17 protein-coding genes are annotated in these 20,412 nt (G+C 43.2%); 9 read left to right on the top strand and 8 right to left on the bottom strand.

Going from position 1 to position 20,412, the window contains the following annotated elements; all coding sequences use genetic code 11:
• Nucleotides 1-2: 2 nt before the first annotated feature.
• Nucleotides 3-2,180 carry a YccS family putative transporter gene (gene yccS, locus QWZ04_RS00085; RefSeq protein ID WP_290323812.1) on the bottom strand — a complete coding sequence of 726 codons (2,178 nt, stop codon included), beginning with the start codon at nucleotides 2,178-2,180 and terminating at the stop codon, nucleotides 3-5.
• A 221-nt stretch (nucleotides 2,181-2,401) separates the two neighbouring features.
• On the opposite strand from yccS, the gene helD reads away from it, so the two are divergent.
• A complete protein-coding gene (gene helD, locus QWZ04_RS00080; RefSeq protein ID WP_290323810.1) occupies nucleotides 2,402-4,468 on the top strand; it encodes a DNA helicase IV in 2,067 nt (688 codons plus the stop codon).
• A 16-nt stretch (nucleotides 4,469-4,484) separates the two neighbouring features.
• A complete protein-coding gene (locus QWZ04_RS00075; protein WP_290323808.1) occupies nucleotides 4,485-5,084 on the top strand; it encodes a DJ-1/PfpI family protein in 600 nt (199 codons plus the stop codon).
• Between the two features lie 125 nt (nucleotides 5,085-5,209).
• On the opposite strand, the gene QWZ04_RS00070 is transcribed toward QWZ04_RS00075, so the two are convergent.
• On the bottom strand, nucleotides 5,210-5,665 hold the full coding sequence (locus tag QWZ04_RS00070) for a methylglyoxal synthase (protein WP_290323806.1): 456 nt from the start codon (nucleotides 5,663-5,665) through the stop codon (nucleotides 5,210-5,212).
• Nucleotides 5,666-5,849: 184 nt separating this feature from the next.
• On the bottom strand, nucleotides 5,850-6,806 hold the full coding sequence (gene torT / locus QWZ04_RS00065) for a TMAO reductase system periplasmic protein TorT (protein ID WP_290323968.1): 957 nt from the start codon (nucleotides 6,804-6,806) through the stop codon (nucleotides 5,850-5,852).
• A gap of 156 nt (nucleotides 6,807-6,962) precedes the next feature.
• Here torT and torS point away from each other — a divergent pair, with 156 nt between their 5' ends.
• Nucleotides 6,963-9,941 carry a TMAO reductase system sensor histidine kinase/response regulator TorS gene (gene torS / locus QWZ04_RS00060; RefSeq protein ID WP_290323803.1) on the top strand — a complete coding sequence of 993 codons (2,979 nt, stop codon included), beginning with the start codon at nucleotides 6,963-6,965 and terminating at the stop codon, nucleotides 9,939-9,941.
• A 152-nt stretch (nucleotides 9,942-10,093) separates the two neighbouring features.
• Here torS and QWZ04_RS00055 read toward each other — a convergent pair whose 3' ends face one another.
• From QWZ04_RS00055 to QWZ04_RS00045, 3 genes are all read right to left on the bottom strand, one after another.
• Nucleotides 10,094-10,276, bottom strand: a complete 183-nt coding sequence (locus QWZ04_RS00055; RefSeq protein ID WP_290323801.1) for a hypothetical protein — start codon at nucleotides 10,274-10,276, stop codon at nucleotides 10,094-10,096.
• A gap of 15 nt (nucleotides 10,277-10,291) precedes the next feature.
• Nucleotides 10,292-10,531 (bottom strand): fatty acid cis/trans isomerase, encoded by a 240-nt coding sequence (locus QWZ04_RS00050; RefSeq protein WP_290323967.1) that lies wholly within the window; start codon nucleotides 10,529-10,531, stop codon nucleotides 10,292-10,294.
• A 90-nt stretch (nucleotides 10,532-10,621) separates the two neighbouring features.
• Nucleotides 10,622-11,857, bottom strand: a complete 1,236-nt coding sequence (locus QWZ04_RS00045) for an L-lactate MFS transporter (RefSeq protein ID WP_290323799.1) — start codon at nucleotides 11,855-11,857, stop codon at nucleotides 10,622-10,624.
• 622 nt (nucleotides 11,858-12,479) lie between these two features.
• On the opposite strand from QWZ04_RS00045, the gene QWZ04_RS00040 reads away from it, so the two are divergent.
• The 4 genes from QWZ04_RS00040 to QWZ04_RS00025 all read left to right on the top strand — a co-directional run bounded on the left by QWZ04_RS00040 (nucleotide 12,480) and on the right by QWZ04_RS00025 (nucleotide 14,945).
• Nucleotides 12,480-12,842, top strand: a complete 363-nt coding sequence (locus tag QWZ04_RS00040; protein ID WP_290323797.1) for an NADH:ubiquinone oxidoreductase — start codon at nucleotides 12,480-12,482, stop codon at nucleotides 12,840-12,842.
• Nucleotides 12,843-13,077: 235 nt separating this feature from the next.
• A complete protein-coding gene (locus QWZ04_RS00035) occupies nucleotides 13,078-13,311 on the top strand; it encodes a hypothetical protein (RefSeq protein ID WP_290323794.1) in 234 nt (77 codons plus the stop codon).
• Between the two features lie 180 nt (nucleotides 13,312-13,491).
• Nucleotides 13,492-14,499 (top strand): response regulator, encoded by a 1,008-nt coding sequence (locus tag QWZ04_RS00030; RefSeq protein ID WP_290323792.1) that lies wholly within the window; start codon nucleotides 13,492-13,494, stop codon nucleotides 14,497-14,499.
• Entirely contained in the window at nucleotides 14,499-14,945 is a 447-nt protein-coding gene (locus tag QWZ04_RS00025; RefSeq protein ID WP_290323790.1) for a PAS domain-containing protein, read from the top strand. The genes QWZ04_RS00030 and QWZ04_RS00025 overlap by 1 nt, the downstream gene beginning before the upstream one ends.
• A 79-nt stretch (nucleotides 14,946-15,024) precedes the next feature.
• On the opposite strand, the gene QWZ04_RS00020 is transcribed toward QWZ04_RS00025, so the two are convergent.
• Both QWZ04_RS00020 and QWZ04_RS00015 read right to left on the bottom strand, forming a co-directional pair.
• Nucleotides 15,025-15,582: a hypothetical protein gene (locus QWZ04_RS00020; protein WP_290323788.1), complete on the bottom strand. Its 558-nt coding sequence runs from the start codon at nucleotides 15,580-15,582 to the stop codon at nucleotides 15,025-15,027.
• An 86-nt stretch (nucleotides 15,583-15,668) separates the two neighbouring features.
• A complete protein-coding gene (locus QWZ04_RS00015; protein WP_290323786.1) occupies nucleotides 15,669-16,208 on the bottom strand; it encodes a hypothetical protein in 540 nt (179 codons plus the stop codon).
• A gap of 808 nt (nucleotides 16,209-17,016) precedes the next feature.
• Between QWZ04_RS00015 and QWZ04_RS00010 the strand changes: the two genes are divergently transcribed.
• Together QWZ04_RS00010 and QWZ04_RS00005 are read left to right on the top strand one after the other, a co-directional pair.
• The gene (locus tag QWZ04_RS00010; RefSeq protein ID WP_290323784.1) at nucleotides 17,017-18,060 is read left to right on the top strand and encodes a GMP reductase; all 1,044 of its coding nucleotides are present in this window, start codon (nucleotides 17,017-17,019) and stop codon (nucleotides 18,058-18,060) included.
• A gap of 701 nt (nucleotides 18,061-18,761) precedes the next feature.
• On the top strand, nucleotides 18,762-20,412 hold a 1,651-nt coding region (locus QWZ04_RS00005), incomplete at its 3' end, for a cadherin-like domain-containing protein (protein WP_290323782.1).

Raw genomic sequence — 20,412 nt, 5'->3', positions numbered from 1 at the left:
GGCTAATGGGTCTCAGACTTGCTCTTTTCGGTACACTGTGCAAACTTACTCGCTAGCTCATGAAGTTCCGGTAGCATTCGGTAGATCAAATGGAGTTGCTGCAGAACCAACTTGACGGAATTCTCATCCTCATCGCGCCATTCGCTTAGTCTTTGCTCCATCGTATTTTCTTCTATGTGATCCAAAGAAAACTCAGCGCTGTTGTTTTGAAGTTGTTCGTGGAGCACTTTAAGGTGTTTGAATATCACACTATGCGCTTCCAAAACCAATCGGTGCGTTTTTTCGTCTTCAATGCGAGTACGGTGCGCACCCAACGCAGAGATATAGCTTAATAGCGCATGGTTCAGTGTTAGGAAGCGAAAACTTTCGTCGACGGCTTTGCGATACTTGCCGGGCTCAATCAACATGTTACTGATCGAAGAGCTTAGGCCTGCGTCTTTGTTGTGAGCATCGCGTCGCGCTATCCGATAAGCGAGCGTGTCTTTTTTACCGATACGATACTGACCAATGATTTGTGCTAAATAGGTTTGGTTTGCGGCAACAGAATCGGCCATAACTGCGTGAAGTCGTTTGGCTTGCCAGTCTGGCAAAATGTACATGACCGCAAGTACCGCTAAGCCGCACCCGATCAAGGTATCCGCAAGCCTAGGGACGACCACCGCATAGCCCTCACCTTGTTGGTTAAAACAAAACAACACCAGCAGGGTAATGAAAGCAGTCGCGAATCCGTAGTTATTGATCCTAAATGCAAAAAACAGGATACCGGACAAAACAATCAGCACCAGTTGGCTTTCAGCGGTAGGGAAGAAAGTAAGCAACGGTACACCAAGAAGCAAACCGGCAAGAGTACCAATAACACGGGCACTGAGCTTTTGTTTGGTTGCACTGTAGTTGGGTTGGCAAACAAAGAGTGTCGTGAGCAAAATCCAGTAGCCATGTTCTATATCAAAGCCCTGTATGATGCCGTAACCAGCCGTCAACGCGAGTGACATTCTTACTGCGTGGCGAAATAAAATAGAATCGGTGTTTAAGTTATTCTTGATGCGCAACCACATTGCTTTGGGGGTATGAGCGGCAGTATCGTCTAGGATATTGTCGTTTTCGTTTTGCTTAACGTCTGGGTTACAAACATTACTGAGCTGCTTTTCAACAGTGGCTAAGTTTTGAAAAAGATACGCGAGTTGATTGAGCGATTGACGCCACTTAGGGTTATCAATTTCAGCTAGGTGAGTAATCGAGTCTTTGAGTTCATTTAGTGCCGTGGAGCACTCTGCTTGGTGCTCATACTGAACCCCTAGGTTCAAAGAGTTCGCAACCGTTCGGCACGCTTTAGCTTGAACGTTCATCGTGTGTTTAAAGCGGAAAAGTACATCGCTATAACGGAAGTTCTCGGCTAAATCTTGGTAGCGATAATGGGTTGAACTCACTCGTTCATGAATATCTTGTGCGATGAAATAGATATTGAGGAAACGGTCGCTTGGCCCATCGATATGACCACGACGTGAACGTGATAAAAGCGTGCTCTTGGTGTTATTAAGCGACGTGACGGTTGACGCGTTTAGGCTGGCTTCTTTGATCCGATATGGCTGGGGCACCAAATCGGTAACTGGGTGAAACAGTTCACTTTTGGTTTCTAGGTAATTTGCCAGTTGATTGAACACGGTCGCTAGGCTTTGCTGAACAGGTTGCATTGGCCAAAATATTTGCCAAACCATCGATATAAGATAGTACCAAGCACTGCCTAGTAATAATTGAATAGGCTGAGACCAAAGGTTGGTACTTTCATGAGCACCCAACATCGTGTAGATAGCGATCAGCAAGGAGCCAAATGCGATACTCGCATACCGAGGGCCAATAGCGCCAAGCATGATAAAGCCAAACGTAGACGTAAACAGTCCAACGGCGAACCAGATAGGTTTATCGAACAGAAACTCAATAGAGAAAGCTGCAAATGCAAAACAACAAAAGGTCAGTACGATGGCCTTCAAACGACCCCATAAGCTGTCGTCTGTTTCAGCCAGAGCTGCGGCAATAACTCCCAGTATGAGTGGGATGATTGCAGCGCTTTGTTCTAAGTACCAGCAACTAAATACAACGCCGAGTAGCGCAATGGCAACCCTGACACTATAGTTGATGGTTTTGTTGGTCCAATATCTACGTAACACGGAACGAATCGACACGTTAAATTATTCAATTTTCAAAAAATAGAGTGTAGCAAAACTCACGTGTGAACTTCATGATTAAAAATAAAAATTTGGCTGAATGACCGATAAGTAAGCGACTTTAAGGAATTATAGGTTGTCTTCGAACCCACAGCCTGAAAAGAGTAAACGAATCGGTGACTTGTGCTGGCTAGGCATAATAACTATGATGCGAATAGTTAGATTTTAAGGACCATCCCATGCAACTTTGCGCCACCCCCTCAGCCAAGTTTTTTGTGCAGCACGAATACAATGAAGTTAGTATCGAAGACGACAAGCTAATTTTGGCGTCTGACTTCAGTGAAGAGCACATACCGTTTTCGATTTGGAACGGCAAGATCACCATAGAACGTGGCGTTGTATGGGGGAAACTCATGTTTCATGCCCATGTTCATGAGGGGAAAGAAATGTGCTGGTTAGTTCAAGGGCTACCTTGGGAGTCTTGCCGTCGATTTGTTCGCCATGCCCAAAAGTGCTATCAAACTTGGCATCATACCCAATGTGAAAAGCTCAATTCTTTGTTACCTCAATGGCAGGAAGCATTGGTTCGTTTACAACATCAACCTGCTTTTTTAGCCACATCTCAAGTTAACGACTGGAACCATCGAGTTTCGTCAGGTTTGGAAGAACTTAATACTTCGGTTTACGAAGCGCAGCAAATGATGCCAAAACAGATGGAAGACATTGTCCGTTGGTTGGCAAAACCAGAAGATCTTGCTCAAACACGTAATCAAGAATGGCTTGAAAATGAGCGTCAATATTGGCAAGTTTTATTTGAGCAATGTGAGTCGAGCCCGTTGAACCTCGCACAACAGCAAGCCGTACTAATGAACAATGATCATAACTTGATTTTAGCGGGGGCTGGGAGTGGTAAAACCAGCGTGCTCAGTGCTCGTGTATCGTATTTATTGCAAAGCCATCAAGCACAGCCAGAGCAGATTTTACTCGTTGCGTTTGGCCGTAATGCCGCACAAGAGATGAAACAGAGATTAGATACCAAACTCGGTAGTGCTGCTGCAAATGTTAGCGTGAAAACGTTCCATGGTTTAGGGCTGGATATTATTAAGCACGTTGAAAAAGAGCCCGTTTCAATCACTCCTCTTGCCACAAGTGATAAAGCCAAGCAGGCATGGTGTATTGAGTGGTTAAAATTCCATTGGGCGACCAACAATAACTTTAAGCGTTGGCAAAAGCACTTATCACAGTGGCCGATCGCTTATCTAACTGGGGACGAAGAGCTTGGTTCACAATCTGAAAACCCGAAATTGATTGCCTGGCTAGAGAAACAGCTGGAACAATTGTGTGCGTGTCAGTTGAATAAGAAACAACTCCAGCAACGAATTGTAGAAAATGAAGAATACCCGCGTTTAAACAGCGAATTGCAATTAGCCTGGCCTTGCTATCAAGCGTGGCAGCAGATGCTTAAAGAAGAAAATCAAATTGATTTCCACACCATGATTTCCCGGGCCACAAAGTACATAGAGTCGGGAAAATACAAACCCGAGTGGCAATTTGTGATGGTGGATGAGTATCAAGATATTTCACCAAGCCGCTTGGCGCTGTTAGAGGCATTATGTCTGCAACCGAAATCTAACGATCGAGCATCGTTGTATGCGGTGGGGGACGACTGGCAGGCGATCTATCGCTTTGCCGGGGCAGAGGTACAATTAACGACCGACTTCAGCCAACGCTTCTCGGGAGCATCGGTGCATTACTTGGATACCACTTATCGTTTTAATAGCAGAATTGGTGATGTTGCTAACACATTTATAATGCAGAACGACAACCAGTTGCATAAAGAGTTGAGCAGCGCAAAGATTATAAAACAAAAGTCAGTGTATGTTAGCCCGATGACTATACTTGAAGAGTCGCTAATAAAACTAAATGATAAAGCGACAACACGGAAAGATGTGCTGTTACTAGGACGTAATCATTACCATTGCCCCTCTACAATGGATGAATGGAAGCAGCGTTTTAGTAACTTGTCACTGCAGTTCATGACGTGCCATGCGAGTAAAGGCCAAGAGGCCGATTTCGTATTTATATTAAACGTTGATGAAGGGCAGTTCCCCTGTGTCGAAAGACAACTTCATTTAGATGGTGCTTTGCTGCAATCACACGATGATTTTCCTAATGCGGAAGAACGACGCTTATTTTATGTGGCGCTAACTCGGGCCAAAGACAAAGCGTGGGTTCTGTATGGTGCTCATCCATCTAGTTTTATAGAAGAGTTACGAACAGGAGACTACCCTGTCATAAAAAAATAACAGGCTAGGATCAAACATGAACATTGGCATCTACATATACGATTATGCAGAACCTATCGACTTTTCAGGACCATACGAAGTATTTGCAAGTGCAAATAGATACGCAAGCGAATACGGAGTGCAATTTACTCCTTACTTAATCAGTGAAGCGGGTTGTGCTATTTCTGCTCGCCACGGCTTTCAGGTGCTACCGCACCGCTCCTTTGATAATCACCCGGATCTTGACGCCCTCATTGTTGTTGGTGGTGCGTACAAGCACGAGATGAACAATCGCAATGGGATCAATTGGATCCAGAAACAAGCAAAGAACGTGAAATTCATCGCATCAGTTGGGACGGGCGCGTTTTTACTCGCGGAAGCTAACTTATTGCAAGGCAGGCGAGTGACAACCCATTGGCAAGACATCGAACAGCTCTCGCAAGAGTATCCATCGCTTTCTGTGGTTAAGAATGTGCGTTGGGTTGAAGACGGTGAGGTGATGACTTCTAGCGGCATGTCAGCAGGGATTGATATGAGTTTGCAGATCGTTGCTCGGTTATCTAAACTCAGCTTAGCGAAGAAAACAGCGCATCAAATCGGTTTTGATTGGCGGGAAGAACACGTCGTCGCTTATTAATTGATCACTTGTTGTTTGCAAGTATTGGTCGTAACTGAATAAGCCGAACTCAAGTACTGAAGAATCAGGCTTAATGTTCGGCTTATAATCGAGAAATTTGTTAAGTATCTAAGCCAATTCGGCGCTTATGTGCGCTCTGCCAAGTACGCTTCATAATCCGGAATTTCGATATCCACTTCTTCACTTAGCAATGGTGACTCAAACATAAATTTCGCGCTGGCACGGTTCGTTGCTACGGGAATGTTCCAAACGCTAGCGATACGAAGCAAGGCTTTTACATCAGGGTCATGGGGAACGGCGTTAAGTGGATCCCAGAAGAACACCATCATATCAATTTTGCTTTCAGAAATTAGTGCGCCTAATTGCTGGTCGCCGCCCATAGGACCACTGATTAAGCTCTTAATTGCGAGCCCCGTGTTAGTGCTCAGCAGGTGACCTGTTGTGCCTGTCGCGTACAAGAAATGGCCTTGTAGCTTTTCTTTGTTTTCAATTACCCAGCGAAGAAGTTCAGGTTTGCAGTTATCATGCGCGACAAGTGCAATATGCTTATGAGTCGGCAATGTTCTTGTTGTGGTTTGCATCGAGTACTCCTTGTAGTGCTACCAATGGCGTGATGCGAAGAAAGCCATGGTAGGCAATGCACGATCCCTGAACGTACATTCGTTAATTTCTTCAATTGGTTATAATGCCCAATGGTGATCAATAATGCATACTTTTATTGTCAAACCAGGCTCTATTTGTAATAAACGTTAGCTAAATAACACTTTAATCAGGAAGCGTTACGTTATAAACCGGTCGATACTCAGGCGGAGACAAAGAATCGTCGATGATTTTACGTGGGTAGTGGTTCGGAGTGAGCGCTTCAATCGTTGGTTGGTAATCAGCTTCGAACTTATCAGAATCTTGTAAATAATAGGCGGCTTGTTGGACAGATTTACGACCCTGTAAGACCATTTTGTCACTTGGCGCAAAGAGTACCTTGTTGCGCCTGATCCCTCGGTAAACGCCATGACTTAAGTAGACCGATAGCAGCTCAATTTGGTCTTGTTTGCCAGCGTTTCGTAATTCACTGATGGCGGCTTCAATCGCAACGGCGCTGCCAACGATATAATCGATATCATCGCGTTCCATTGTATTTTGAACTAGGTTACGCTGTAACTCTTTGTCGTTGTCAGCCCATAAAGACAGCACGATGTTAACGTCGCTTCCTTTAATGGCGTCTAAGAACCCATTGGCGACGGGTTTGGTTCCACCACGATATTTGGGGCCGGGCAACCACGCAATGTTGACCTTACCAGTGCCTTTTGGGTGGCGCTTCGCCAAATATTTACCTGTTTTGTAGCCCATCCAGTACCAATCAGCGCCCACTTGGCCTTTAATGGATAAGCTGTTTTCTCGACTGGATTGGAGGTGGTTGACCGTTGCAAAGATAGGAATATCACCCACCATTTCTCGCAGATCACCTTGATAACTATTGGGCGACACGGTACCTAGAATAATGGCGCTAGCCCCCCAGTATTTACATTCAATCAATTGTTGCTGCTGCTTTTCTATATTTGGGTAACCACCAGATTCAAGAACCCTGAGCTCTAGCCCGAGTTTTTTCGCTTCATCAACCATGCCGTAATTGACAGACAGCCAGTAAGAGTCTTTTAAATGGGGATAGATAGCGCACAGTTTTTCATTCGCGAACGCGAAATTCGCCGTCATTACACAAAACATGGCGATGACAGTGGTATGGAAGCGGAAATTTAAGCGAGAAAAACAGTCTTTATTACGCATTTTGATCTTGGGCATTGGCATAGAAGTGCTAATCATAGCAAAATACAGCGGTATCACTATTGTTAAAGTGGTATCTATTATCATAAGAGGACATGCATGCGCATATCGCCCCGAAGCATTGGAAGCAAACTGCTTTATTCATTCTTAGCTATCACAGTATTAATGATCACCGCTTCTCTCATCGGTATTTCAGGTTTCTCATTTGTTGCTAAAACAGAACAACGGGTGGTTAACGATGCCATTCCTTCTATGATTGAAGCGAGGCAAGTATCGGAATTAAGCTCGCGCATCATCAATTCCTCTCAACAACTGACTAACGCAAAAGATGACGTTGAACGTAAGCAAGCGGGCGCTATTTTGTTTAATCAACTTGATCGGCTTCTCGATCATATTCAATCGCTCGGTTCTGGTTCATTTGATGGCGCATTGCTACAAAAGTTAGAAAACAACGTTCAAAAAATCATCGATAATTTTGCAGAGTTAGGGCTGTCCGTTGAGAAGAGATTGCTGCTTAACTCGGAAATAGAATCTACAGTATTGCGGATGCAAGTTCAGGCAAATGAGCTGGAAAGTCTGACTCGAACTCAAGTTCTTAATACCAGTACGGTTGCCGTAGCGAACGTGGCTCATATTTATGACTTGCTAGATGGCGGCAATAAGGATGCTGTTTACCGCGCCTTAGACAGCTTAGTTGAAGTGGACCTCGATTTGTCAGAGAGGCTGCATGAGTTGCATTTGTTGGCGTTTCGTTTGTTGACTCAAATTGAAGAAGTGAAAACCGTTACTGACTTTGAACGCTTATTACTATTGCGTGAACAGTATGAAAGTAACCTGACGATAATGTCTCGACGCGTAAAATCGGTAGAAGATCCATCTCGTTCGGTCAAAATGGGATCAATTATCGCAGATCTACGTGAGCACGAAGTGGTGTTTGAATGGTTGATGCAAAGGCATAAAAACAACCAACTTGCGTCGGATCTTAATGTAAAAACACTGGATAATTTTACCGAGTTAAACCAAATCGTCAGCCAGTTGATCGATATCTCTAATCAGAGTACAGAGCAAGCCATTGAGCAGGTTTCTAACACACTTAACTACGCACAGTGGACGCTGATCTTAATTTCAATCGTCGGTTTGACCGGAGTGGTACTGATAGTGTGGCGCGTTGTGTATCAGTCGGTTGTAATTCGTTTGAGTGAATATTCGGATGCGCTGCGTTCTGTTGCTAGTGGGCAACTAGACATTAGCGTGACCATCAAAGGTAACGACGAAATGGCTGGCATGGGGCATGCCATTATAAACGCCAGAGACACTGCTCGTTCATTAAAAGTACTTGCGGAGCGCGAATCCGCCTCTAAATTAGAACTTGAAGAATACAAAGAGCACTTGGAAGAAGTGGTCAGCGAGCGTACCGAACAGTTGCAAGCAACAAATAAAAAGCTAAATCACGAAGTCTTGAATCATGCCAAAGCACGTAAAGATGCTGAACAAGCAAATAGGGCTAAGTCGTCTTTTTTGGCCACCATTAGTCACGAAATCAGAACGCCACTAAATGGCGTGTTAGGTACGGCAACACTGCTAAAAGACACCCATCTAAACACGCATCAGTCACAGTATGTTGAGATCATCGATCGCAGTGGTACTAATTTGTTGTCAATCATTAATGATGTTTTGGATTATTCCAAGATTGAAGCGGGTCATTTGAAGATCAACAATGCGCCGTTTGATCTGCATATGTTGGTCAATGATGTTCAGCAACTGCTTTTGAGCCGAGCTAATGAAAAGCGTTTGAGTTTATACACGCATATTGAAGCGGATGTGGGGCAATATTGGGTTGGCGACAAAACCCGGCTTTGCCAAATCCTGACCAACCTAGTAGGGAATGCAATTAAGTTCACCACGAAAGGGGACATTGATGTCTACGTCAGTATCGACCCTGACAACAGCAACACGGTTTGTTTTGAAGTAAATGATACTGGCTTAGGTATTGCGGAACAAGAGCAACCTCACTTATTTGATGCCTTTACTCAAGCAAGTAGTGGGGAAAAGGTCACAGGAGGAACTGGGCTAGGGCTTGCTATCTGTAAGCGTTTGGTTAATGCCATGAAAGGCAGTATTGGCGTTGAATCTGCTCTTGGTGATGGCAGCCGATTTTGGTTTAAAGCGCCATTGCAAGTGGGTAGTGCGGAAGAGCACGGTATTCATCATAGTGAAAATCAGTACTTGTCTTCGATGTGCTGTACTGGTGCAAATATCGATATCGATATTGCAGCAAACATATTGTTGGTGGAGGATAACCCTGTCAATTGCGTTGTCGCAGAGGGCTTTTTACAGAGTTTGGGTCACACAGTCACAACGGTGATGAATGGGCAAGCAGCAGAAGCGATGTTTAGCCAACATGAATACGACATGGCATTGCTCGATATCAATCTACCTGATTGCTCTGGTACTGAATTGGTTCAACGATTGAAACAGATAGAAGCCGCGCGAAATAACGATAGCTCAACTGAAACACCGATGATTGCCGTGTCGGCGCATGTCTTTAATGAAGAGATCACAGAATACCTCGCGGCAGGCTTTGATGGCTTTTTACCGAAACCGATCGTGAAAGATGCACTAAGAGCGCTAATTATCAAAACACTGAGTAAGAGCAATGCCAGCAATGTGCTAGAAGCGGTTAATCTGACTGTTGTTAGTATGGAAGCGTCTGCTCTTAAAAGTGCGTCAAAGACAGGGAAGCAACAATGGTTGAACCTAGTTACGTTAACGCAAGACTTGGAGGTGCTCGGCGAGGCTAAAATGAACAACTTAGTTGAATTGTTTGTTGAATCGAGCGATCAAATTTGGGGTGAGCTAGAGCAAGCAGAACAACTAGGCGATCACCAAGCAGTGAAATCTTTAGTGCATAAACTTAAAGGCTCTGCTGGCAGTATGGCCTTGAAACCATTGCTCGATATCTGCCATGAAATTGAAGGAAGCGCTGATCCTCTTGCGAAATTCACCCAGCAGAAATCAGAAATGAAATACGTTCTAGAACAGTCAGCCCACGCATTAAAACAGTTTGTTTCATCTTAGAATAGAAGCGCTCAGGTGGGTAGATTGATAAACAGTAGGTGATACAGAACTTTAAAGGCCCTTGATTAGCGGCCTTGAATCACACGTTGGATAAGCTCAAATTGTGATTTCAAGGCCGAAGTTATCGTTAGTCTGACTTAGCTGTAGACTAACTATCGCTCTTTTTGGCTGAACGAGCCGCCGAAATCCAACTCATCTTCATCTATGTTTAAGTCGGCTCGCGACTTAAGCTGATCAAGTTGGTTTTCTAACATATCCATCTGCTCGTAGTCTCCTTCAGAGCAAGCCACATAGATTTGTTGTTCAAGATCTTCTATTTTGTCTCGAATACCCATTGTTAACTCTCCCATTCAGCGATGTGCTCGTAAAAAGGATAAATCCAAACGGTTCTCAAATCGATTATAGTCAAGCAAACCGAATTCGATAGGTTGGTCTTGTTTATACCATTGATGCACGTGGTCACTGAATGCCCAAAAGGCTTGGTTGCTTCTTCGGATAGCGAATTGATCCAATAACTTAACGAAATAGATTTCTTTGGTACTTTTTTTAATGAAGGGGAATTTTTGGGATGTGGTTTCCATCATCACCATGAACGCGTTTGGTTGTGGGGGCATTTATGGCGTAAATAAAAAAGCTCGCTGAATAAGCGAGCTTTTAGATGTTGATTCTGCAGGCGAAGATTAAGCGGTTGCTTTAAGTTCTGCTGATTTTTCTTGAGAGATTGGCTTAGTAACAAGCGCTAGAACAATACACACACCCATCATTACCGCTGAGATTGTGTACGCAAGGTTGTAACCACCACCTTGAGTCATTGAGTAACCGACTACTGCTGCGCCGATTGCGCCACCGATACCCCATGAAGTGTAAAGAACACCGTAGTTAGTACCGTAGTTTTTCAGGCCGTAATATTCCGCAGTGATAGATGGGAATACCGCCAGTAGAGTACCGTAACCCAGAGCAGCCATTGCAGTGCCGATGATTAGCGTGAACTCTGAAGTAAACGTTGCGAATAGCACCATGTTAACGCCTTGCAAGACGAATGCTAGAAGTAGCGTGCGAACACCACCAATTTTGTCTGACAGGATACCTGCAGCAACACGGCCACCAGAGTTGAAAATTGCCAGGATAGAAGCAAGGTATACCGCATTTGGTAGGTTTGCTTGCATGCTCGCAATGTTAGTGATGTTACCGATAATCATAAGGCCCGCCGATGCCGCGAACGCGTACATTACCCAAAGAGAGTAGAACTGCGGCGTTTTAAGCATGTTACGCCAAGTAATATCCGCAGGCTTAACGGTCACAGGTTTTGTTTGACCCTCTTTTACCTTTGGCTCTTCTGGCGTGTAGTCTGATGGTGGGTTATTGATAGTACAAGCCAGTGGTACAGCAATAACAAGAACACCGATGCCAAGCATCATGAAGCTATGGTTGATGCCGTAAGTCGCGATAAGTGTCGATGTTAGTGGTGCCAAATAAACAGCAGCCAATCCAAAGCCCGCAGCGATAAGGCCATTCACTAAACCTTTTTTTGAAACATGGAACCATTTCATTGCCGCAGGAGACAAACAAGCGTAACCAAAACCAATACCAGCGCCAGTCATAACACCAAAAGTAAGGTTAAGCATTAATACTGAATCTGCAAAGCTTGAAGCGATCATGCCTAAGCCTGTAAGTGATGTACCCAAGATAAGAATCTTACGCGGACCCATACGGTCTTGAAGTATTCCAGCAATAAGAAGACACACTGAGAAGGTGATAGTTGCTACCGCGTATGGCTGAGATGCGTCTGCTGCGCTCCAACCTAAGTCACTCACGAGTGCTTTATTGAATACGCTCCATGCGTACAAAATACCTAAACAAAGGTTGATACAAAATCCTGCAAGCAGAATTCGCATAGCTTTATCAATCTTATTCATTATTGATCTCGGTGTGTTCCCTGACGGGAGTTAAAATTAGGGGTATTCAAATTTATTTGTCTTTCATCAACAAAAACAATAAAAAATGTCGCGCGGATTATATCCAATTGTTATGTGATGGAAATCTCATTTTCAATTATAAGTGTAACTAAATGTAACAAGATGTACGTAGGTGCTAACTTATAGGGGCTAGAGTGCATATTTTTTTGTTTTGAAGTGACTTTAATGTCTAAGCATGTGGTGGAATTTGAGGCGAGATTTTTGGTAGTCACATAATTATCAGTAGTCTCAGGTTACATAGGAGTTAAATGCAAAAAAAGGCGAGTGATGGTCATTTTGATGCACATCACATTAGCCAAAACTTGTGGAAATAACTTGGCTTGTTATAAATGTGTTAACTATCATTATTGCAAGACTGAACTGATTGTAATTAAAAAGGTTTTAAGATGATGTTCGTTATTAAATGTAATAAACTTGTAAAAACTGTAACTAATTCTGAATAGTAACGATTTTTGGTTAAAATTTGAGCTTGAAAGTGTCCGTAAAATGCGCATAATGGCGTGGAATCTGAGTTTTCAAATATGAAAGGATGCTTTTCTTTGAGTTTTAGTGAGGCGCGACTATGAAATTACTATTGATAATAATTGCTTCTATTTCTGCAGGTGTGGCTTCTTCAGACCACATTAACTCCTTTATGTTAGGGCTAACCGTCGCGGCATTAGCGGTTGGTAGCTGTTACTGGTTTGCGTTCAGAAGTTCGCGTTTTCCAGAAGTCGCGGCTTTTTTACTGGTTTGTGGCTTACTTGCAAAATTAACAATTACTGTGCTAGGCGTGATGGTCGGTATCAAAGCGGCTATTATTACGTCACCTATTGTATTTGCACTCTCTTATCTGTTTTTCTCTTTGGTCGTTACTTACCTATGGTTCACGTACCGTGATGCGATAACAGAAAAACCAAAAAAACTTGTTGAAGCCAACGTCTAAGTTTTCATTGTTACTGAATTTTTTAAAAAGCCTTCGAAGTCGAAGGCTTTTTTGTGCGGCAAAGCTTTTTGTCCGCCTGTTGATTGGTTATTCGTCTGACGGTTGCGTTTAGCAAGCCTTAGATCTCTGAATTCGACCATTGGGTTTAGACTTGTAACACTACGACCAAGGTATAACTGAAATGCACTGGCTTACACAGTAAAATAGGCTTAATTCAACGAAGTAAGGGTTAGGCATGGAAGTCGCAGTTTTTTGGATTGAAAAGAGCATTCTTTTAACGGGTATTTTGTTTGTCACCATGGGTGTATTTCAATATGGGCGTCGAAGCCAAGATTGGAAAGGTGTAGTAACCATGTTTTATAAGCGAATCCCTATGTCGATATCAGAATTCAAGTGGTATCGACTCGGCATCGCGTTGTTGGTCTTCGCGGTTATCATTCGCACCGCTGGATTGATATTTTGGCCTTAGGAGCTTTATTTAGGCATAACAGTATATTAATTAAGCGATTGCTCGATATTCCCATTCCTAAGTCGATTTTTCTCCTATATTGTATATTAAGGTATGGTGAACTTAACTTTTCTAATTCTTTTAAATACTTTCATCGTATCCCAACGTAGTTGTTAACCCCATCTGGTTTATGGTGAATAAATGTCTCTTCCCGTTCTAATATGTGATGACTCCGCTTTAGCTCGAAAGCAAATGGCAAGATCTTTGCCCGCTTCGATCGGCGCGGATATCACGTTCGCCGTCCATGGTTTGGATGCGCTTGAGCAGCTTGCTCAGAACTCATTTAAACTGATGTTCCTCGACTTAACGATGCCTGAACTCGATGGTTATGGAACGTTAGAAGAAATTAAAAAACGCGGTATTGATATTAACGTTGTGGTTGTTTCTGGTGATATTCAGCCAAAAGCAAAACAAAAAGTGATGGACTTGGGTGCAAAGGCATTCATTCAAAAACCCATCGACAAAGAGATTTTGAAGCAGGTTCTACGTGATTTAATCGAGCCTGTAACCCAGCCTAAGCTTTATACGCCATCAAGTGTTGAGCTTCCTATTCTAAAACGTCGCGATATCTACATGGAAGTCGCAAACGTTGCCATTGGTCGTGCAGCCGACGCATTAGCCAGGCATTTCGATGTGTTCGTGCACCTTCCTTTACCTAACGTCAATATTTTTGAAGTCAGTGAACTTCACATGGCATTGCGAGATTTAGCCGATAATGATCAGGTATCCGGCGTATGCCAAGGATTCAGCGGTGAGGGTATTGCTGGCGAAGCGCTTGTATTATTGAGCGACTCTTCGGTAACTGACTTACACAAGTTCATGAAAGTGACCGAAGAAAACGCTCGCCATGAAGAACTCGAACTTCTTATGGATGTGTCGAATATCTTGGTTGGTTCATTCTTGAATGGGCTTGGGGAGCAGTGTGAAGTACGTTTCTTCCAAAGTTCACCAGTGCTGCTGGGTCAACATATTCCAATTGATTCTGTTATCCAATCAACAACGGGTTCGTTCCATAAAACGATGACATTCGAGGTGAGTTACCATATTGATGGCACCAGTATTAAGTGTGATTTGTTATTTATGTTTGTTGATGAATCGCTTCCGCTATTGGATAACAAGTTAGCGTACCTTATGGAGGACGAATTCTAATGTTGAATATGCCTGCTGAATTCGAACAGTTCCACTGGATGGTGGATATGGTACAAAATGTGGACTTGGGCTTAGTGGTGTTAGACCGAGATTACAATATCCAAGTTTGGAATGGATTTATGACTCACCACAGTGGCAAACAGAGCCATGAAGTGATGGGTAAATCCCTATTTGACGTATTTCCAGAGATCCCCCGTGAATGGTTTGTTCTTAAGGCAAAACCGGTATATGGGTTAGGGTGTCGTAGCTTTATTACTTGGCGTCAAAGACCGTATTTGTTTAAGTGTAGAAACGTCCGTCCTATTACTCAACAAGCAAGTTTTATGTACCAGAACGTATCTCTAAACCCAATGCGAACGCCAACAGGGGAAATTAAGTCACTGTTCTTGTCGATCCAAGATGCCACAGCTGAAGCGGTCATCGCCGGTGACACGGAGCAATCATAAGTACAATAATCTCGGATGATGATTCTTGTTCTAGCTTTATAGGGTAGCCAGTAATTCACTGGCTACCCTATTTTTCAAGCTAGCAAACACAATCAGAAGAAATAGGTCGCCCAATAGCTAAACCATTAGCACTGAACCCTTGTTCCAACGTTTCATGACTCAATTCGAAACTAATGAATAGATCCTTTCTTACAAAAGCAGGCATAGAGGCACCCAATGAAAAGTATGGGTTTAAGCCACTGTAGGATCTCAAGGTATTATCGTTATTGCCATAGTTTGATTTTTCAAGGGTATTATAGGATGCCGCTGCTCTGGAAAATACTGAGAAGTTGGTAAAATCTTGTTGAACTTTTATCCCTGCTCGCCATCCGCTGTACGTTGCGTGGGTACGGGTTACATCACTATTTTCAAACGTTTTTTTCCCCAAAACTGTCGAGTTGTAACCGACATCAAGCGCCAAAAAAGAACTTAAGTAGTAGCTATAACCAAATGTTGTAATCCAGGTACTCTCACTCGAATGTCCATTAGAGAAGTCAGCGAATCCAGAAAGACCATATAATTCTGATTGCTTAGCGCTTACACCTGAAGAGCTAACAGCAATGATGAGCGTAAGTGGTAGAGAGAGGCGTTTATCCATAATTAATACCTGGTACGTATTGATTAAAAGATCGCCAGGATGATAAATTTGAATGAACACAATGTCTAGAAGATTTTATAAATAAATTAGAAAAGTAAACTCGCACCGAGCACATAATTAATGGTGTAGTAACCAACAGCTAACTGTTGGTAAATTACGTCGGCTTTTAGCCTTAAATTTTCTTGTACTGGCGATGGAATATCAGCGCCGATACTGGCGTATGGCCTAAAACTAGAGTCAGTGTTAGTGTTTTGTGAGGAACTGGTAATTGTAGTCTTCTCCAGTTGGCTATAGCTACCACCAGCCCGACCGTTAACAAATACATAGCCACCTAAGTCTTGCTCAAGCTTAATTCCGATATTGTAAGTGTTGTATTTAAGTACCGTGCTGCTGCCATCTGAATTGTCAAATGTTGCACCGCCAGAGAGTGTGGTGGTGTAACTCACATCAGCTGAGATAAATGGAGATACCGGGTGACTATATCCAAGCGTAGCGGTGGCCGCTGGCTGTTTGGTATCTCCGTCATGTATCTCAGTAAACCCCGCGCTTAAGTAAGGCCCTGAATCGGCAAAACAAAGAGGAGACAATAATACGGTTGTTGCGACTAATATGAGTTTTGTTTTCATCGGATTCCCTTCCTAGCTCCCCATTCTCAACGTGCATCAGCAAAGCATATCGAAAGGCCATCGAGAGATATTTGCTGCGTTATTTTCTGTTAATAGTACAAAGATAGTCAATAAGTTGGCTAAATGCAGCTAATTGAATGTTTTTTATCATATCTTTTCTTTATATGTACGCGAACTTTTAGGTGTTTTGGGATGAGTAATGTGCATAAAAAGTCGGCTAGTGATTGAATTAAAACCGTACAAGAAAAGTCATTGCTAATGGGGCACCGAAAACCAACCCTCTTAATACGACAATTTTGTAATAAACGAGGAAAATAATTACAAAAACAGCGGTGTTTATTGCGTAAAAAAGAGAGAAAAAGACAAGGCTGAGATCACAAATATAAACGTTTGCTTGCTGATTAACCGAATGATGTTTGGGTTTGGAGTGCTGAGGTTGGTGGAAATCTGATGGGAGGTGATTAACCTGATGGATAAAGTAATACGATGGTATTTCTTAACGTATTGTTTTTATTTGGGTATTTGTATCTTATGTCAAAGTAAAGAGGCCCTGAGGTGTATAGGGAGGGGATAGAACTTTTTGAACTTGTAATCTGTTCAAAGGTATCACAAAAAAAATGGAAATATCAGTCTTGCTTAGAAAATTTTAGTGCCTATAATGCTGAAAACCGGAGCGTCTGCCAACGCTCCGGTTTTTTTGTGCCCGAAAATCGTGATCTTACTTTTGCCAAAGTAAAATTACGCTAGAAATAGACCTGCCAGTCGCTTTCTAGGGCAAGCAATCAAGTTAAAAAGGAAATTGCATACCATGCGTATCGAACAAGAACTCAAGTTAGGTTTTAAAGATGTACTATTTCGCCCGAAACGTTCAACTCTAAAAAGCCGTTCTCAAGTAAATTTAACCCGCGAGTTTACATTCAAGCATAGCGGTCGTCAATGGTCAGGCGTTCCTGTTATCGCGGCAAATATGGATTCGGTGGCGACATTCGAAATGGCTGCAGCACTTGCTGAACACGGCGTAATGAGCGCAATCCATAAACATTACACGGTTGAGCAATGGGGCGAGTTTGTTAAAAATGCAAATGACCAAACTCTTCGCAACGTGTTTGTATCCTCAGGTACGTCAGACGCAGACTTTGAAAAGCTGCAAAATATCATGGCATTTAGTGATGATCTTGCCTTTATCTGTATCGATATCGCTAACGGTTATTCTGAACATTTGGTTGAGTACGTAGAAAAAGTACGCGCTGAATTTCCAACTAAAACCATTTCTGCTGGTAACGTGGTAACGGGCGATATGTGTGAAGAGCTTATCTTAGCAGGTGCCGACATCGTTAAAGTCGGCATTGGTCCTGGCTCGGTCTGTACCACGCGTGTTAAGACAGGCGTTGGTTACCCGCAACTTTCTGCCATTATTGAATGTGCAGACGCAGCACATGGCTTAGGTGGCATGATCATCGGAGACGGCGGTTGTTCATGTGCGGGTGATGTATCCAAAGCGTTCGGCGGCGGTGCAGACTTCGTGATGCTTGGCGGTATGTTAGCTGGTCATGAAGAGTCAGGCGGTGAGGTTGTTGTGCAAGATGGTAAAAGCTTCATGAAGTTCTATGGCATGTCTTCAGAAAGCGCAATGGCAAAACACTCTGGTGGCGTAGCGAAGTACCGCGCAGCTGAAGGTAAAACAGTATTATTGCCATTCCGTGGTAGCGTGCACGACACTATTTCAGACATTCTTGGTGGCGTACGTTCAACGTGTACTTACGTAGGCGCAGCAAAGCTTAAAGAGTTGACTAAACGAACTACGTTCATCCGCGTCCAAGAGCAAGAGAATAATGTGTTTGGTAAAGAGTAACGTTTAGTGTTTTGAATTATGTTGCTGAAATAACCGTAAAGCGACAATTACGACGATAAATTGATACTGCCTCTTCATAGTCTAAACTTAAGTAAGTCTACGACATTTTTATGAGAGGCAGTTTTTTATGTTTGCTCTACCTGTCATCTCATGCACCCTCTCTCATGGCTCTCGAGCATGCTTTTTATACTCCAGTTCGCAACCTAACTAATCCTCGAGGAAAGAACATCACCACGTTGTATGTATAAAAAATAGTCACATTTTATTAATGGTAAGCACCGGCGTCTCCAACTTTCTAGTTCAATTTGATAGTCATGAGTTTGTTCTGTCCGAATTACGCACAAAGTCTAGTCCATCTGCATCAGTGCACGTTCGAGTTAATCGTCTCATTGTTGTTAATTTGCCATTGTTATTAACAAAAATATCAACTAAATCCTCCGATTCTTACTTTTGACATAGATTCTTGCCCGTGAATACATATACTTACAATTTACCATTGACAAGTTGTTACGCTATGGTGGTTTAGAAATAGTTGGCATGTATTGAAGACATGTTCGTGTTATTTCATCACCGTAACAAGCTCCTGCATATGAACGCACGCTAATTTGTTTAAATAATAATAGAGCGCTTTGTGCTGGTGTCGCGCTGTTGAGAAGTGCCAATGTTAACTCGGTTTGTTGTACTTTATGGAGTTGAAAAGTATGAGTTCTATTCGTTTGCTTTTAAATTTGGGCGCTACAGGACCAGGTCGAATCATTATCCTAGATGCTAACGGGAATACTAAACTTGTTGATCTGGATTATACGTTGCTTCCGGGAGAGTTAGTTTTAACTTCTGGAGATTCTCCAATTTGGTTAAATGATACAGATGTGCTTCCTGGCGGGTTGATTGATGAAGACAGCGAACTAGATGCCCTTAAAGTGGATGATGAAATAGGCCAAATTTTCGCAGCATTAGAGGCGGGAGATGATCCGACTCTAGCAGAGGAATTCGCACCTGCTGCTGGCGATGGTCCACAAGGCTCAAGCATTGGAGCTGTTGGAGAGATAGAGCGAACGGGTGTTCAAGTTCTTGCAAGTACTTTTTTTGATACTGATGGAGTGCAAACGCAGGGGCTATCCGAAATTCAAAGTGTCGCGCTATTGAATGCGTTACGTTCTGTGGCCAATACAAACCTTAGTCCTAGTGCGCTAGCCTCATCAGAAAGGGTGCTCGAAGACAATGTAATTTCTGGAAACATTATTGCATCAGATCTAGATTTATCATCAGGCAGCAGCTTGACGTTTACAACTACATCGACAGCCACCGGGTTAACGTTTGACTCTGATGGAAGCTATACTTTTGATGCGTCTAGCTACGACAGTTTATCCAAAGACGAAACGCTCGATATTGTTGTGCCTGTGACGGTTACCGATGAAGTTGGCGAGACAGACACCACAACACTGACCATTACTGTCACTGGAACCAATGATGACCCGGTCGCCGTATCAAAAACCGATGCGGTGACTGAAGATGCCAGTATATCGGATCAACTAACAGCAACGGACGTTGATTTACCTTCTGGTAGCTCGTTGAGTTTTACCACTACCAGTACGGCTACAGGGTTAACCCTCAATTCTGATGGAACCTATACATTTGATGCATCTAGTTACGACAGTTTATCCAAAGACGAAACATTAGATATCGTCGTTCCTGTGACGGTTACCGATGAAGTTGGTGGGACAGACATCACAACATTGACCATTACCATTACGGGCACAAACGACGATCCGGTCGCTAACATCGCCACCGCTGATGTGCTTGAAGATTCGAATTTAACGGGTGTTGTCACGGCATCGGATGTTGATCTGCCATCAAGCAGTAACCTCACGTTCTCAACCACATCGACAGCCACAGGGTTAACGTTTAATTCTGATGGAACCTATAGTTTTGATGCTTCTAGCTACGACAGCTTATCCAAAGACGAAACACTAGATATCGTCATACCTGTGACGGTTACCGATGAAGTTGGCGGGATAGACACTACAACACTGACCATTACTGTCACTGGTACAAATGACGATCCGGTCGCTGTATCAAAAACCGATGCGGTGACTGAAGACGCCAGTATATCGGGTCAACTCGCGGCAACGGACGTTGATTTACCTTCTGGTAGCTCGTTGAGTTTTACCACTACCAGTACGGCTACAGGGTTAACCCTCAATTCTGATGGAACCTATACATTTGATGCGTCTAGTTACGACAGTTTATCCAAAGACGAAACGCTAGATATCGTCGTTCCTGTGACGGTTACGGATGAAGTTGGTGGGACAGACACCACAACATTGACCATTACCATTACGGGCACAAACG

The sequence above is a fragment of the Vibrio tapetis subsp. quintayensis genome, assembly GCF_030409945.1.
Lineage (GTDB): Bacteria > Pseudomonadota > Gammaproteobacteria > Enterobacterales > Vibrionaceae > Vibrio > Vibrio quintayensis.
This window is presented reverse-complemented; position numbering and strand designations above follow the sequence as displayed.

Coding starts and splice junctions, on each gene's coding strand:
- helD (WP_290323810.1), top strand. CDS start 2,402: ATGCAACTTTGCGCCACCCCCTCAGCCAAGTTTTTTGTGCAGCACGAA.
- QWZ04_RS00075 (WP_290323808.1), top strand. CDS start 4,485: ATGAACATTGGCATCTACATATACGATTATGCAGAACCTATCGACTTT.
- QWZ04_RS00070 (WP_290323806.1), bottom strand. CDS start 5,665: ATGCAAACCACAACAAGAACATTGCCGACTCATAAGCATATTGCACTT.
- torT (WP_290323968.1), bottom strand. CDS start 6,806: ATGTTTTGTGTAATGACGGCGAATTTCGCGTTCGCGAATGAAAAACTG.
- torS (WP_290323803.1), top strand. CDS start 6,963: ATGCGCATATCGCCCCGAAGCATTGGAAGCAAACTGCTTTATTCATTC.
- QWZ04_RS00055 (WP_290323801.1), bottom strand. CDS start 10,276: ATGGGTATTCGAGACAAAATAGAAGATCTTGAACAACAAATCTATGTG.
- QWZ04_RS00050 (WP_290323967.1), bottom strand. CDS start 10,531: ATGGTGATGATGGAAACCACATCCCAAAAATTCCCCTTCATTAAAAAA.
- QWZ04_RS00045 (WP_290323799.1), bottom strand. CDS start 11,857: ATGAATAAGATTGATAAAGCTATGCGAATTCTGCTTGCAGGATTTTGT.
- QWZ04_RS00040 (WP_290323797.1), top strand. CDS start 12,480: ATGAAATTACTATTGATAATAATTGCTTCTATTTCTGCAGGTGTGGCT.
- QWZ04_RS00035 (WP_290323794.1), top strand. CDS start 13,078: ATGGAAGTCGCAGTTTTTTGGATTGAAAAGAGCATTCTTTTAACGGGT.
- QWZ04_RS00030 (WP_290323792.1), top strand. CDS start 13,492: ATGTCTCTTCCCGTTCTAATATGTGATGACTCCGCTTTAGCTCGAAAG.
- QWZ04_RS00025 (WP_290323790.1), top strand. CDS start 14,499: ATGTTGAATATGCCTGCTGAATTCGAACAGTTCCACTGGATGGTGGAT.
- QWZ04_RS00020 (WP_290323788.1), bottom strand. CDS start 15,582: ATGGATAAACGCCTCTCTCTACCACTTACGCTCATCATTGCTGTTAGC.
- QWZ04_RS00015 (WP_290323786.1), bottom strand. CDS start 16,208: ATGAAAACAAAACTCATATTAGTCGCAACAACCGTATTATTGTCTCCT.
- QWZ04_RS00010 (WP_290323784.1), top strand. CDS start 17,017: ATGCGTATCGAACAAGAACTCAAGTTAGGTTTTAAAGATGTACTATTT.